The sequence below is a fragment of the Ruminiclostridium sufflavum DSM 19573 genome, assembly GCF_003208175.1.
GTDB classification, from domain to species: domain Bacteria; phylum Bacillota; class Clostridia; order Acetivibrionales; family DSM-1351; genus Ruminiclostridium; species Ruminiclostridium sufflavum.
The window spans coordinates 110,130-125,410 of the sequence record NZ_QKMR01000004.1 but is presented as its reverse complement, the minus strand read 5'-3'; the positions used below and the strand labels follow the sequence as shown (position 1 = coordinate 125,410).

General features: G+C 38.3%; 16 protein-coding genes. 1 reads left to right on the top strand and 15 read right to left on the bottom strand.

Annotated elements, in window-relative coordinates:
* Nucleotides 1–125 precede the first annotated feature (125 nt).
* The 8 genes from tilS to LY28_RS04490 all read right to left on the bottom strand — a co-directional run bounded on the left by tilS (nt 126) and on the right by LY28_RS04490 (nt 9,097).
* Entirely contained in the window at nt 126–1,550 is a 1,425-nt protein-coding gene (gene tilS, locus LY28_RS04525; RefSeq protein ID WP_110460992.1) for a tRNA lysidine(34) synthetase TilS, read from the bottom strand.
* Nucleotides 1,551–1,568: 18 nt separating this feature from the next.
* Entirely contained in the window at nt 1,569–2,912 is a 1,344-nt protein-coding gene (dnaB, locus tag LY28_RS04520; RefSeq protein WP_110460991.1) for a replicative DNA helicase, read from the bottom strand.
* Nucleotides 2,913–2,966: 54 nt separating this feature from the next.
* Nucleotides 2,967–3,413 (bottom strand): 50S ribosomal protein L9, encoded by a 447-nt coding sequence (gene rplI / locus LY28_RS04515; RefSeq protein WP_110460990.1) that lies wholly within the window; start codon nt 3,411–3,413, stop codon nt 2,967–2,969.
* 55 nt (nt 3,414–3,468) lie between these two features.
* On the bottom strand, nt 3,469–5,472 hold the full coding sequence (locus LY28_RS04510; protein ID WP_110460989.1) for a DHH family phosphoesterase: 2,004 nt from the start codon (nt 5,470–5,472) through the stop codon (nt 3,469–3,471).
* A gap of 16 nt (nt 5,473–5,488) precedes the next feature.
* Nucleotides 5,489–5,833: a MazG-like family protein gene (locus LY28_RS04505; RefSeq protein ID WP_110460988.1), complete on the bottom strand. Its 345-nt coding sequence runs from the start codon at nt 5,831–5,833 to the stop codon at nt 5,489–5,491.
* 124 nt (nt 5,834–5,957) lie between these two features.
* Nucleotides 5,958–6,824, bottom strand: coding sequence for a prephenate dehydratase (gene pheA, locus LY28_RS04500; protein ID WP_110460987.1), 867 nt, complete (start codon nt 6,822–6,824; stop codon nt 5,958–5,960).
* A 288-nt stretch (nt 6,825–7,112) separates the two neighbouring features.
* Complete coding sequence (locus LY28_RS04495) at nt 7,113–7,460, bottom strand: putative signal transducing protein (protein WP_110460986.1); 348 nt, start codon at nt 7,458–7,460, stop codon at nt 7,113–7,115.
* Between the two features lie 158 nt (nt 7,461–7,618).
* Nucleotides 7,619–9,097, bottom strand: a complete 1,479-nt coding sequence (locus LY28_RS04490; protein WP_110460985.1) for an amino acid permease — start codon at nt 9,095–9,097, stop codon at nt 7,619–7,621.
* 455 nt (nt 9,098–9,552) lie between these two features.
* Here LY28_RS04490 and LY28_RS04485 point away from each other — a divergent pair, with 455 nt between their 5' ends.
* On the top strand, nt 9,553–10,233 hold the full coding sequence (locus LY28_RS04485; RefSeq protein ID WP_110460984.1) for a DUF2461 domain-containing protein: 681 nt from the start codon (nt 9,553–9,555) through the stop codon (nt 10,231–10,233).
* A gap of 107 nt (nt 10,234–10,340) precedes the next feature.
* Here LY28_RS04485 and rpsR read toward each other — a convergent pair whose 3' ends face one another.
* The 7 genes from rpsR to LY28_RS04450 form a co-directional block, all read right to left on the bottom strand.
* Nucleotides 10,341–10,634 (bottom strand): 30S ribosomal protein S18, encoded by a 294-nt coding sequence (rpsR, locus tag LY28_RS04480; RefSeq protein WP_110460983.1) that lies wholly within the window; start codon nt 10,632–10,634, stop codon nt 10,341–10,343.
* 128 nt (nt 10,635–10,762) lie between these two features.
* A complete protein-coding gene (locus tag LY28_RS04475) occupies nt 10,763–11,197 on the bottom strand; it encodes a single-stranded DNA-binding protein (RefSeq protein WP_110460982.1) in 435 nt (144 codons plus the stop codon).
* 11 nt (nt 11,198–11,208) lie between these two features.
* Nucleotides 11,209–11,493 (bottom strand): 30S ribosomal protein S6, encoded by a 285-nt coding sequence (gene rpsF, locus LY28_RS04470; protein WP_110460981.1) that lies wholly within the window; start codon nt 11,491–11,493, stop codon nt 11,209–11,211.
* Nucleotides 11,494–11,754: 261 nt separating this feature from the next.
* Nucleotides 11,755–12,477, bottom strand: coding sequence for a tryptophan synthase subunit alpha (locus tag LY28_RS04465; RefSeq protein WP_110460980.1), 723 nt, complete (start codon nt 12,475–12,477; stop codon nt 11,755–11,757).
* A gap of 48 nt (nt 12,478–12,525) precedes the next feature.
* Nucleotides 12,526–13,671: an iron-containing alcohol dehydrogenase gene (locus tag LY28_RS04460; protein WP_110460979.1), complete on the bottom strand. Its 1,146-nt coding sequence runs from the start codon at nt 13,669–13,671 to the stop codon at nt 12,526–12,528.
* Between the two features lie 62 nt (nt 13,672–13,733).
* On the bottom strand, nt 13,734–14,522 hold the full coding sequence (locus LY28_RS04455) for a BtpA/SgcQ family protein (RefSeq protein ID WP_110460978.1): 789 nt from the start codon (nt 14,520–14,522) through the stop codon (nt 13,734–13,736).
* On the bottom strand, nt 14,519–15,277 hold the full coding sequence (locus LY28_RS04450) for a nucleoside phosphorylase (RefSeq protein ID WP_110460977.1): 759 nt from the start codon (nt 15,275–15,277) through the stop codon (nt 14,519–14,521). The genes LY28_RS04455 and LY28_RS04450 overlap by 4 nt, the downstream gene beginning before the upstream one ends.
* Nucleotides 15,278–15,281: the final 4 nt, after the last annotated feature.

The following is a 15,281-nucleotide window of genomic DNA, read 5'->3' as shown; positions in this document are numbered from 1 at the left end:
TGTTACAAATCCCCCTTAAAATATTGTATCAATAGCAGTGAATAGATATTTTTAATTATGATTATTTTTGCTGACAAATTATATTCTAAATCATTTTATGCTTAAAAGCTGTAATATTTAACTATTCATTTCATTTTTATAAAATCAATCATCAATACAGATTTAGTATTATCAGTTACTTTATAATTATCACTTGTTTTATTTCCTATAATCCAAATTATCTCCTTATTTATAGCAATTAAAGGAAATTTATTTCTTTCTTCTCTAGGAATTTTGTTGTCTATAAAATACTCTTTCAGCTTTTTAGTTCCATTTGAGTTTAACGGTTTGAATATATCACCGTTCTGCCTATTCCTTACCATAATATCCAAATTTTTTGCCGCTTCAATTCTATTGAAATCAAAAAATTGTGTGTAAGCTCCCTTATTTTTATTAACAAACTCAAGACAGCCTTGATTTGAAGGGAAACTAAGTGCTTGAATTTTAATAACAGCTTTAATATCAGTTAACTCCAGTTCCCCCGGTATTTCAAGCCCGTACGCAAAGCCTTGCATACTCTCTTCTTTCTTTTTTTTTATAATTATTGAGGTATACGACTTTATAGCTGTTATTCCATGCGGAATATCAATGCGTGAACCTGTCTGCCCATTCCTTATTAACCATATAAGCTTTTCAATATGAACAAATCCTATGCCCGTCATACTTCCACAGCTGTCTGAAACAGCCATTCTAAGTATTCTGCACATTATGGCCTGATGCATTTCCGATAATTCTGCCAAATCCAGCTCGACAATGCATGAATTTTTGTTTTTGCATACTTTTTTATATGCTATTTCTGCATTATACCGTAAAAAATCCTCATCTGTCACTACTAATTTTGATAATCTAAGTAAATTTTCTGTGACATCCATTTTGGCAGCACTATTAATTTCCGGAAGAACATTGAGTCTAATCCTGTTTCTAAAATAGTCTGTATGCATATTTGAGCTGTCAGTAACAGCCTTGAGGTCATTTCCGTTGACATAGTCCTCAATCTGCAGCCTGTCTATATCCAATAAAGGTCTTATAATATTATCTCTTTTGTACTCTATACCCTTGAGACCTTCCAGCCCTGTTCCCCTGAAAATTCTCATAAGAATTGTCTCAGCCTGATCATTTCTGGAATGTGCAACTGCAATTTTGGATGCGGAATTTTCCAACGCAACACTCCTGAATTCATCATATCTTGCATTTCTTCCTGCTTCCTCAATTGAAACCTTATCATTTTTTGCCTTCTGAGCAATATCTATTCTTTTAATATGCGGGTTAAGCCCTAATGACAAGCAAAGGCCTTCCACAAAGCTTTCATCCCTCAACGCTTCAGAGCCTCTAAGCATATGATTGACATGCACAGGAAACAGCCTTAATCTAAACTCATCAGAAATATGATATAAAATATGGAGTAGGCATACAGAGTCATATCCTCCCGATATGCCTACAACTATACCATCTCCATACTCAATAAGATTGTTTTTTTCAATTGTGTCCAGAACCTGTTTCAGTATGACCATTTTCCCATTACCGCCTGCTTATTGTCTAAATTTTTCCAGATTCGCAAACTTGGTATATTGTCCAAGCCACACCAACTCTACTGTTCCAGTTGAACCATTTCTATGCTTTGCAATTATCAGCTCAGCTATATTTTTCTTTTCTGTCTCCGGATTGTAATAATCATCTCTGTATAAAAACATTACTATATCAGCATCCTGCTCTATGGCCCCTGACTCTCTGAGGTCACTGAGTATCGGCCTGTGGTCAGTTCTGGCTTCGGGTGCACGGCTTAGCTGTGACAAACAAATAACAGGGACATTTATTTCCTTTGCCAATATCTTTAATGACCTTGATATTTCCGATATCTCCTGCTGCCTGTTGTCTCCGCCCTTTTTACCGCTGCCCTGCATCAACTGTAAATAATCTATTACAACCAGCCCCAGATTATGCTCAAGCTTTAATCTTCTGCATTTTGCCCTTATCTCTGTAATAGACACACCCGGTGTGTCATCAATATAAATGGGAGCTTCAGATAAAGGAGCCAAAGCCTTGGCAACCTTTTGCCAATCATTATCCTCCAGCTTTCCGGTTTTCATTCTGTTACTGTCAACCATTGCCTCGCTGCATAATATTCTGTTTACAAGCTGTTCCTTCGACATCTCAAGGCTGAACACCGCTACCGGTATATGACTGTGTACAGCGGCATTCTGAGCCAGATTTAATGCAAAGGCTGTCTTTCCCATTGCAGGGCGGGCAGCTACAAGAATCAGATCAGAATTATGAAGACCTGAAGTTTTATAATCCAAATCTGAAAAGCCGGTTGGTATTCCGGTAATATTTCCCTTATTGTTATATAAATCCTCCAGCTTGTTAAAAGCATCTACGAGAACTTCCTTTATAGGTACAAATCCCTGTGAGCTTCGTTTCTGTAAGATATCAAATACACTTTGTTCAGCTTTATCAATAATAAAGGATACTTCCTCAGAAGCATTAAAGCCCAAATCAACTATATCGGAAGAAGCCTTGATAAGCCTTCTGAGAATAGCCTTTTCTTCTACAATTTTCGAATAATGCCTTACATTTGCAGTTGTCGGCACCTCTATCGCGATATTTGACAAATACTCAAGTCCACCGACTAATTCCAGCTTTCCATGTGTTTTCAAGCGTTCTGACACAGTTATTAAATCAATAGGCTGAGCTCTGTCAAACAGCTCTATAATAACATTATATATTTCTCTATGGTCAGGTCTGTAAAAGTCCTCCGGCTTTAAAATCTCCATTACTACAGGAACTACTTCTTTATCAATAAGCATTGATCCCAGCACTGACTGTTCTGCCTCTATACTCTGAGGAGGGATTCTTCCAAGAGAGCCTACATCCATTGCTTATTCCACCATTTCCGTTATTTTTTACATTGTATCGAGTATATTTCTTATTTAAAGACTTTCTATTTTGACTGTGAATTTTGAATTTATCTCCGGATAGAGCTTAACCTCCACATCAAAGGTTCCAACTGACTTGAGTGCATCCGGCATAACCAATTTCTTTTTGTCAATCTCAAGCTTTTGCTGTGCCTTCATTGCTTCCGCTACATCCTTACTGGTTATGGAACCGAACAGCTTTCCATTTTCTCCGGCTTTCACCTTCAGTGTCAGTGTTATATCCTTGATTTTTTTTGCGAGCTCCTTTGCCTGAGCTATCTCTCTTTCCTTTTTCTGAGACTCGGCTTCTTTTTTTGTTTTCATTATATTCACATTTGCAGCACTGGCTTCAACAGCCAACCCCTTCGGGAATAAAAAATTCCTGGCATATCCGTCGCTGGCTTCCACCATCTGCTCTTTTTTGCCTAAACCCTTTACATCCTGCTTTAATATAACCTTCATTTGTTTACCTCCCGTGACTTCAATAATAACAACAAAATATAAACTATATATAAACTTATTCTTTATTCAAGCTGTCAATATACTCATATATTGCACTCTTGAGCCTTCCCTTCGCCTCCTCGACAGGCACATTCTCCAGCTGTGCTCCTGCAACAGTCATGTGTCCTCCTCCGCCAAGCTTTTCAAGAATCATCTGAACATTTATTTCACCCAATGATCTTCCGCTGATAACAGTCTCATTTTCGTGAGAACTAAGCACAAATGCCGCCACAAGTCCTGACAGGCTTAAAAGCTGGTCTGCCGCTTGCGCAGCAATAAGCTGGGCATTCTTTATGTTTGAAGGGCAAATAGATATCGCAATATTATCATACACTACTTCAGCATCTTTGACTATATTTGATATTATAATATATGTTTTTAAATCATTCTGAAACAGCTGTTTAACAGACACCGTGTCAACACCTTGACGTCTTAAATACGAAGCCGCTTCAAAGGTTCTTACTCCTGTCTTGAAAATAAAGTTTTTAGTATCTACCACAATTCCGGCATATAACGCTTCCGTTTCTATACTTGTAAGCCTGATTTTCTCTTCCAGATACTGCATTAACTCTGTCACAAGCTCACAGGTTGATGATGCATACGTCTCATGATAGGATAAAACTACGTCCTGAATATAGTCTGCTCCTCTTCTGTGATGATCTATTATTACTATCTGATCTGTCATTTTAAGCAGCTCCGGTGTTTCTGTAAAGCTTGGCCTGTGAGTGTCAAGTACTATTAAAAGAGTTTTCTTTGTTATAATATCAAAAGCCTCATTTCTTCCCACAAAAACATTGCTGTATTCCGGTTCCTTGCCAAGCTTATTCAATACCGCATCAATATTTGCATTTGAGTGATTTAATACTATGTTAACTCTCTTGTCTCTGCTTTTTACAATTCTATAGATGCCAAGTGCCGCACCCAAGCAGTCTATGTCCGCATTCTCATGCCCCATTATCAATACTGACGGAGCCTGATCAATCAGTCCCCTTAATGCATAGGCAATAACTCTCGCCTTAACCCTTGTACGCTTTTCCAGCTCTCTTGTCCGTCCTCCGAAAAATCTGAAATTATCACCGTCTTTAATAACAACATGGTCTCCGCCCCGTCCCAAGGCAATATCTATACTTGCATTTGCATTCTGCATATTTTCAAGTATTGTTGGGGCATTTATCCCCATACCTATGCTTAAAGTTACAGGAATCTTGTTGCCGAAATGAATCTCCTTAACTGTTTCAAGTATTTCAAACTTCTTTTCTTCAAGCTCTTTTAAATACTTAAATGCAAATATACATAAAAACTTATCCCGTTCAAATTTCTTCAAAACCCCGCCTGTATGAGCTAACCATGCTGAAATGCTCTTTTCAATCTCAGCCATCATCTGAGGCCTTTGAGTGTCCTCCATGCTTTGCATTAAGTCGTCATAATTGTCTATAACAATTAAGCCTACTGTATTTTTATTATCCTCAAACTTCTGTCTCTCATTTATCAAGTCTGTATTGTCAATGAAATACAGCATAACAATAATACTATGCTCAGTATTATCATTATCAATCTTTACCAAGCTTCCCAAAATAGTATAGTAATGATTATTTATCGCGGCATCCTTTGATATTGAAATGCAATCTCCTTCTGTCATTTCAGGCTTTATATCCTCAACAATGCCAGATATGGTTTTATGAAGAAAATTGTCATCGTCAAACATGCACTTAAAAGACGAATTATACCATACGGCAGTTCCATCCAGCTCTGCCAGAACCAAAGGCATAGGAAAATTGAGCAAAGTATCCTTTGTCGCACAATCAATATTGAAAGTCAAAGTCTCTATGTACTTTGCTATTTCCCTGTTTCTGATATGAGTTGATTTGTAGTTATAAATCACTAGAAAAACAAACAGAACATATCCCGGAATAGCTACAAAAGGATTCAATATTGTAATTATCACAACAAGAAATAATATTACCCAGAGGTAAAATCCCGCCTTAGGTATAAAAATTCGTGATAGTTTCTTGCTATCCATTTAAAATCTCCCTGTTTCAGGCTCCTTGTTTCTTTACTCTGGAGCTGTCGAGATGCTTCGCCAGCTCAGACAAATCACCGTAGTATTTCTCAACATCGTGATTTTCAACAAGACCAAGCCTAATCTTGTTTTCAATTTTTTTTTCAACTGCTCTATAATTAATGCCCAATCTTTTTCCTAAAAGATAACATATTAAAATTATGTTCGCCAAGGTATCCGCCAAGGTCTCGGATACCTCCTCATGAACGCCGTTTACCAAGCCTTTAAACAAATTTGCAACATCAGTAAGCAATTCACTTTTGAGCCATTCAATAATTTTAATATTTCTTGTAATATCAATCTGGTTATCAAACAAAGCCATAGTGTCACCCCACACAGGTAATTTGCATTTTTTGTATGTAAATTATATCATTTATACAACCAAATAACTTTATTTCCCTCACTATAACTAAAATTTTTATCTTTATATAAAAGCTGTTTCTTTATTATACATCATAGGGACAATCAAAAGTCGGATACGACCCAATAAATCTATAAAATGAGGTTTTCCTCCTTACCATGGTAAGTGCATCCGAAACATCCTGCTCATTGATATGCCCGTCTATGTCAATAAAAAAGATATATTGGCCCAGCACATTTTTTGCCGGTCTGGACTCTATTCTGGTCATATTTATATCCCATAGGCTGAATATATCCAATATCTTGTATAAGCTGCCCGGTCTGTTTTCCGTAGAAAAAACTATAGACGTTTTATCCCTTCCGGTTTTATTCTTCATAGCCTTAGACAGCACAACAAATCTGGTATAGTTGTTTTTAGCATCCTGAATATTGCTGTTTAAAATCTGAAGCCCATACATCTTTGCTGCAATGCTTGACGCAACGGCAGCATATGTACCGTCTCCCGCCGCCACTCTTTGGGCCGCCTTCGAAGTGCTGCTTTCCTCCAGCTGAACAATAGCTTGAAAGGTATCATTAAGGTAGTTTCTGCACTGGCCCAGCGGCTGCGGATGTGAGATTATTACTTTTATGTCCTTTGGCAATGTCCCTTCCTTCGCCACAAGATTAAGATTAATAGGAATTATGTGTTCGTCAACAATATACAACCCATCTTCTTCGGCAAGTATATCCAAGGTCACGTTAACCGCTCCCTCCAACGAATTTTCTATCGGTACTATTGCCTCATCAATTTCATTATTTTTCAAACCCAAAAGAACTTCCCTGATTGTATAAAAATCCTTTAGCAGATATGCCTTATTCATTGGTTCATTCTTTACACGTGAATCAATATACGACTGGGCCGCCTCGTGTGAAAAAGTACCTTGAGGCCCTAAAAAGCCTAAAATTCTATTCATCCTTTTCTTATATCCATCCTTATTAGTTTTTATAATTTAACCTTCACACCTGATTACTCTTTTAAAATATAATGAAACTATAAAAAAACCCGGTTTGTAAAAAATAACAGAAAAACCGAATGAAGCAGCCACCGCATTTTGACATGTATCTAAATTCTATCCCTGCAGTAATATATAATATCATTTTTTCTCAACATTTCCAACTGTAAAAGCCAATTACTATCACCCAAGAAGCCTAAGCCGTCGGGATATCATTCTGAAGCCATACACCACATTCAGCTGTAATACTTATCCTTCGCCGGATTCTTCCTGACCGGCATTTATTGCCTGTTCTTCGAGCTCCTCGTCACTTACCTTCAAATTTATAATCTGTAGTGCTTCATCATACATTTCCTTTGGGACTATAACCTCAATAGGAATACAAGGCCCTAGAACAATTTGTAACAGCCCGCTGTCAAGCAAGTCGTAATCCTTGCCCTTTCCAATGCAAATAATATTATTCTGTTCCAGCTTTGCCTTAATAATATTGAACTCAAATTCATTTTCCGCCGTTGTTAAAGGCACCCAATTATCAGCATTCTGTCTTTCAGTTTCTAATCTTTCATCCGCACTGACAGTCTCTTTATTATTCTCCATAACTTCCACCTTTCTTTCGAAACCTTGATTTCAAAGAAGCCTCTTACATAAATTACCTGAATATATAATATCATTAATAGCTTAAGATTAACAGTCCTTTTCAGCTTTTCATACGGACATTACAGCTGAAACCCTTATGTTTCCTCAATTCCATTGCTTTATTCTTCATTATTATTATTTTCTTTTAGATTATCCTTTTCATTTTTTATTATGCCATCATCCTTTTTATCTTCAAAGGATGTCAGTTCATCTGAAGCTTCTGTTAAAAAATCTGATTTATAAACACTTTTAACAGAAAGCCTGTTTTTAGGAAAGGAAGATACCGCTCTCATCCCAACATAAAGCAAGGAATATACAGCTATCATAATTACACCTGCAACAAGCCCTGTTCCTTGCCCGTCTATATACGGCATACTGAAAATTATTGCCGTCAGGCTGATTAAAACCACCCAAGAGGTATATGGAAACCCCTTCATCTGGCATTTCCCATCAGGCGGGCAGCCATTTCTCCTGCGTAACCGGATATGCGTACCCATAATTACAGCGTAGGTAAACAGCAAAGCAAAGCCTCCCGAGCTTGTTAAAAACAGATATACCTTAGGAACCAGCATACCGAATCCTAACCCCATAAGCATAAAAAATCCCGAGAAAAGTATTCCACGCTTCGGAACCTCCTTTTTGTCTATTAATAGCTTAGGTGCAAGTCCTTCATCAGCCAGCGACCTTATCATTCTTCCTATTCCGAACATTGCTGCCAGCATCGTAGAAAGTATTGCAGTAATCAGGACAATATTTATACCCGTCCCTGCCCAGCCTATTCCCCATCTGTTAAGCGCTGTCACCATCGGACTCACCTTCGAGTTCAAATCCGCCGTAGCAATTAACGGCAGCATTACGCCAACCGAAACTATATAAAAACCCACAAGGCATATAACTGTATAGTTTATCGCTTTGGGAACTGTCCTTTTTGCATTCTTTGATTCTGATGCAGCTAAGCCTATTACTTCAAAGCCTGCATATGAAAACATGACAATAAGCATACTCCCGGCAATTCCCTTTATTCCTCCCGGCATTAATGGCTCAGATGCAAGTTCCCCCATTCCTACCTGTGCAATTCCGGGTATAAATCCTATAATCAATAGAATTGCCAAAATTATAAATAAAGCTATGGCCAAAAGCTTGACTGCGGCAAGTCCGCTTTCCAGCTTGCTCAGCTTGTCAGCCCCCAATAGATTGAGAAGCGTAATGCTTATTATAATAATACTTCCTAATACAGTCAAAGATATATTTGGAATCCACTCTCTAATAAGTATTGATACAGCAGTTGCCTCACTTGACATGGCAAAAACCATTCCAGTCCAATAAACCCATCCTACTATAAATCCTGCACCTTTTCCAAAAGCCTGCGCCGCAAAGGTCCTGAACGATCCTGAATCAGGGTTTGCAACCGTCAATTCAGATAAAGCACTTAATATAAAATAAACAAGTACTCCTCCTATTATATAGGAAATCAATATAGAAGGACCGGCAGCGTTAATAGCTATTGAAGAGCCTACAAAAAACGAGCCGCCTATTACAGTTCCTAATGCCATCATTGTAAGCTGCCATGCAGACAGACCTTTATTTTTATTTTCCATGCTAACCTCCATTTCGCCAGTATTGCTGGCGACATAAATAGTAAAGAAAAAGTGTATAAATCCACAAAAAGCTGCTCGAAGCTTTTTGATATGCGAAGAGAACGATGAATGCACAAAATGTAAACTTCGCATTTTCCACGCTAACCTCCACGATTTTTCGGCATAAAATTTACACCCCTATTATTCCTCAAATCAGCAAATACATTCTAAATTTGACAATCCATTTATCATTTTTAAGCCTCCTTAGTCAAAAAGCTTTTAAATGCGGGGATATGAGGTTATGCTAATATTTAGTTATATTTCTCGTTGGTTTGGATTTTGAAATTATGAAATTATAAGAACAGGTGTTTTATTTTTTTAAAATTTTTGTTAGAATTATAATATAAGTAGATTATAAAACTTATGGAAAGCTTTATTAAAATGGTTTGATATTAAATTGAACGGAGACAAAAAACATGAGCTTTAGCGGTTTTAATTCAGATGTATTAAAGTTTCTTTTTGAAAACAAAATGCGTAATAATAAAGAATGGTATGACAGCCACAAGGATATTTACAAGGAAAAAGTATACAACCCTTTCGTGCAGCTTATAACTGAGGTAGCTCCCACGATTGCGGAAATCGACAGCCAGTTAATAACCATTCCCTCCAAGATTCTTTCAAGGGTTAGAAGAGATACACGCTTTACTAAAGATAAAACCATGTATAGAGATAATGTCTGGTTTGTTTTTCTGAGAGACAAAAGCGCTGTTTCAACATCTCCCTGCTACTGGTTCGAACTGAATCAGAAGGGGTCAAGCTATGGCATCGGCTACTATGGTGCTCAGACGAGCTCTATGTCCAATATGCGGGATATGATTACAAACAGTCACCCTCTCTTTTTGAAAGCGTTAAAATACTATGAATCACAGAAGCAATTTGTTCTTGGAGGAGAAATGTACAAAAGAAGCAAGTTCCCCTCTCAGCCGGAAAATCTCAGAGCATGGCTGGACAGAAAAAATATTTATTTTGAATGCGTCCAGAATGATTTTGAGCTTGCCTTTTCAAAAGAACTTCCTGAGGTATTAATAAAAGGTTTCAAAGAGTTAAAACCCATATATGACTTTTTATGTATGGTTGAGGCTTACGGAAATAGCTAAGCTGGCGCGGCTGCAGTACACAGAGGTGCAGGCGGTTTTTATATGCTGTCATAAAAAGATACCGTCAGAATATACTCCAACGGTATCTCTATTGCTGTTATATAAGTTTAGTCTGTAGTAAATGGGAGCAAAGCAATATGTCTTGCTCTCTTTATTGCAGTTGTTAACTGACGCTGGTGTTTTGCACAGTTTCCTGATATTCTTCTGGGAAGAATCTTGCCTTTTTCAGAAACATACTTCCTGATTTTTGCAACATCTTTATAATCTATATCAGTAGCCTTATCAACACAGAATGAGCAAACTTTTCTTTTAGCTCTTCTCATTCTCATGCCGTTTTTCCCTTCGCCCTTATCATAAGAATCTCTGTCATTTCTTTTGTTATCTCTCTTAGGTCCTGGCATTTAAATTTCTCCTTTCAAGCACCAACCCCGCAGTGCTTATTATCATTTATAAATAACCGAATAATTTACATTTTCACAAACAAAGCAATACAAAAAACAGCATTGCTTATGTTAATCAAAATACCATATCAAAATGGCAATTCGTCATCCTCATCCATTGGATAAAAACCATCACCTGAGGCCGCAGGTGCATCCGAATAAGTCTTCTGTGCTGTACCGCCAAAATTACCGCCGGCATCTCCGCCTCTTTTGCTGTCTGCAAAATAAGTCTCATCTGCTACTACTTCGGTAACATAGTGGCGTTTGCCCTCATTGTCATCCCAAGTTCTGGTCTGTATTCGTCCCACAACAGCTACCTGCTGACCCTTTGTGAAATATTTTCCGCAAAACTCCGCAGTCTTACTCCATGCGACGATATTTATAAAATCAGCCTGAGGCTGACCCTCTTGCGCAAAACGTCTGTTTACAGCAAGCGTAAAACTGGCAACCGCAGTATTATTACCGCTGGTATACCTTAGCTCAGGGTCTTTTGTAAGTCTGCCCATCAAAATAACTTTGTTCATATTTCCACCTACTAATCCTTATTTATTATAATATACTTAAGAATTCCTTCAGTGATTTTATACACTCTCTCTAATTCAGCAGGAAACTCCGGACTTGATGAAAAATTCACAAGAACGTAATAACCCTCGTTCTTATCCTTGATTTCATAAGCTAACTTTCTCTTACCCCACTCATCAATGCTTTCAATCTGAGCAGAAGCCTCAATCAAAGCTTTAAACTTCTCAACAAGAGCTTTTGTATTTTCTTCTCCAACCTCTGGATTAATAATAAAGATAGTTTCATACTTCTTTAACATAACTGGTCACCTCCCCTCGGACTTAACGGCTCTGTCACTCGAGTACAGAGCAAGGATGTAAAATATATTCATATTCAACATACAACTAAGTATTCTATCATATTGTTATAAAATATGCAAGTCCATTTAATCAGATAAATTTTAGAAACCCTTATATCCCTCAAAATAGGCAAAGCCGGAACAACCTATTTTTCAGGCTCCAGCTTTGTCCACGTAACAGCCATATCTATTTTTGCAGTCGGAAAGCCTCAAAAACCAGCTCTATTCTTCACAAGTTTTCTTGAAAAGAGTAATTGTTTCTTTCATCCTTGGTATATCCGTATGAAGCTTCAGAACTGTGCTCCCTACAAAAACTCCGTCGGCCCCGGCTTCCTTTGCCATTTGTATATCTTCAGGCGAATATATACCCACACCGCAATATATCTCTCTGTTAATACCTAAGCCTTTCAGATGGTCTATACAGTGCTTCAATGTAGGAAATCCAGGATTAATATTGTTTGTTGTAGGCTTCGCCTGCATATAAACAAATCCGTTTGACTCAACCGCAGAATTAATTTCCTCTTCATCCATATGAAATTGAATGTAGCAGGAAATTTTAATTCCGCTCTGTATCATTTTCTTTTTTACCTCTTCATTATTATTTCCAACATAAATCAAATCCGTCATACTATTATCTGTGCAAAAGCTTATAAAGCGGTCAAGCCCTATTTCCAAAATAGTATTCTCATATGCAAGAAGTATAAATTTTGTATTCGGATGACTGCTTTTTATTTTTATGATACCATCCATATACCTGCTGTAATCATTACAAGCTGTAAGCGCTTCTTTCATCCTGTTTGCGATATATTCCCCCTCAAGATAAGGGTCAGACGAAGGAAAATCCACCTCAATAATATCACAGCCTGCCTCTATATAATCCTTCGCCATATTTATACTTGCTTCTATGGTCGGATATCCATTAGACAAATAACAAATTAATTTCACATTAACCTCCATGTGCCTCACGGCAAAAATTTTTAAAGTTTCCTGTAATTATGCTTTATATACTTGTATAAACAACGCCTTCATCTGCTCTGCTGTAGGTATGACAGGATTAGTTTTTGTACAGCCGTCCTTCAGAGCCATATCAGTCATTGCATCCAGATTCTCCATATACTTCTGTTCATCAGTCATTACACCGGATATATATGCAGGAATACTTATTGCTTTGTTCAATCCTTCAACGACATTGATTAAATCCTTCTTCCCAAGCTCCTCCGCCAATTTTGAGTAAATATCCGACGCAGAAATGTCCGCAGAATTAAATTTCATAACAAAAGGAAGGAGTATGGCATCGGCTAATCCATGTGAAATACCGAAAAAGCTGCCCAAAGTATGCGCCATAGAATGCACAATACCCAGTGAAACGTTGGTAAATGCCAGACCCGCAGCCATTGACGCATTTATCATAGCCTCCCGGTACTGGATTTTATCACCCTCTCTGCAAGCCTTAGGAAGATTTTCTATGATATCCTTCGCCGCACTCTTTGCCAATATATTGCTTAAATAATTGGCTCTGTTTGATACTAATGCTTCCAATGCGTGTGTCAGTGCATCCATACCTGTTTCCGCCGTTATCTTAGGAGGCATTGTAACCGTCACTTCGGGATCACAAATTGCTATGTCGGGCATCATTTCCATATCGCCTATACCAAATTTTACATGAGTGCCATCCTCGGTTATTACTACCGAGCGGCTGACTTCACTGGCTGTGCCGCTGGTTGAAGGTATACAAACCAGTATCGCTTTATTTCTGAGCTTTGGAAAGGGCTTTTTCCCTACGATATCACTGAGAGTTTTTAATTCGGGATGCTCGTAATATACCCACATAGCCTTGGCGGCATCCATTGCCGATCCTCCTCCGAGTCCCACGATTATATCAGGCCGGAACTGCTTCATAGCCTCTGCGCCTCTGTACACCGTACTGAATAAAGGATCAGGTTCAACACCTTCAAATACCGTACTTTCTATTCCCGCTTCTTTTAAATAATCTATTGTTTTTTGCAAAATACCGCTTTTTTTCATGCTTGAGCCGCCGGTTACAATTATTGCCCTGCTGCCTTTTAAAGTTTTCAAGTGCTCAAGTGAGCCTGCGCCAAACATCAGCTGACTTCCTGCAAGCTTCATTGGTCTCATCATAATTTCTTCATCCCTTTGCTTATGTTTTAGTTATATAATGTCCTTTAAAATAATTCTGCTTCTTATGCCTTAAATGCTTTTATCAGCTCTGTGCACAGCTCAAGTGAAACAGGATTTGATATTTTCCCGCCTTCCTTCAGGCTTGAGCCTACTATGGCACCGTCAGCTATAGCAAGCTGTTCCTTTATGTTGGAGGCCTTTACTCCGCTGCCTGCAATAACCGGTATTCTTGCAACCTTTTTAACTCTTTTAATAATTTCAATAGGAGTTTCAACGCCTATATGAGTTCCGGTTACAATAATAGCATCTGCACCGCAGTCCTGCGCCGCTCTTGCCGAATCCTCAATGCTCACATGCGTAAGCACCATATGAGTGTGCTTAACCTGAATATCCGCAAATATTTTAATATCCCCGGCATCAAGATTTTTTCTGAATTTCATGGCATCTCTTGCACATGGCTTTATAATTCCTCCGTAAAACTCAACAGTATCCACAAAAACAGGTACTCTTATAAAATCCGCACCCACAGCCTTTGCAATGGATAAGCCTGCCGCATAGTCATTCATAGCCGCATCAATACCAATCGGAATATTAACCTTTTGAGCCACAATTGCGCTGATTGCCGCAAGTGCACAGGTTTGCTCCATATCCATATTAACTCCGAAAACATTGTCTCCCATATTTTCTATAATAATCGCATCCATACCTGATTTCTCAAGCGCTATAGCATCATTGACCGCCTGTTCGGTTATCTTTTTCATATCACCGCAGAAATCAGGCGTACCCGGCAGTGCCAAACAATGCACCATTCCGATTACAAGACTTTTATCACCAAATTTTATTCCCTTCATATATCCGCCACCCCTTTGTCATAAATTGCAATCCCATCAAGAGCTATCTTACATAAATCAATCTCGGATTGTGTTCTTGCCTCCCCCTTCAAGAAGTCCTTCAGGTTTTCAAGAACAGTTGTCATAGTTACAATGCAGGCTTTTATTCCCATAAGGTTTGCAAGCGTAAGCATACAGCTGGATTCCATATCCACAGCCAAAATGTTATACTTCTTGAGCCTTGCAAAGGTTTCTCCAATATCTCGGTTCATTTCTTCCGACAGCCTTGAATCTCTCATCTGACTGTAAAAACCGTCCATTGAGCAGGTAATACCATTTATATACTGCCTTCCGTTTTTAAGAGTGCTTTTATTCATGCAATTAATCAGCTCAATATCGGCAACAGCAGGATATGACTCAGGTACATATGTCTTGCTGGTTGCCTCCTCTCTCATGGCGCCTGTTGAAATCAGAAGCTTGCCCAGCATATCATCCTTAAGGCCCATTGTTGTTCCCATTCTTACCGCGACCTCCATTCCGCACTGATACATTTCCTCCATTGCGATAGCTGCGGAAGGTGCTCCTATACCTGTGGAAGTGACAGTAATTCTGACTCCCTTGTAAAATCCCGTATAAGTGTTGAATTCCCTTGCAAAGGCTATATGCTTCACATCCTCCAGCTGCTTTGCAACTGTTTCCACTCTCCATGGATCTCCTGAAAAAAGCACATATTTTGCTATATCCTTTTCAGTTGTTTTTGAGTATAAAGTCTCCAAAATG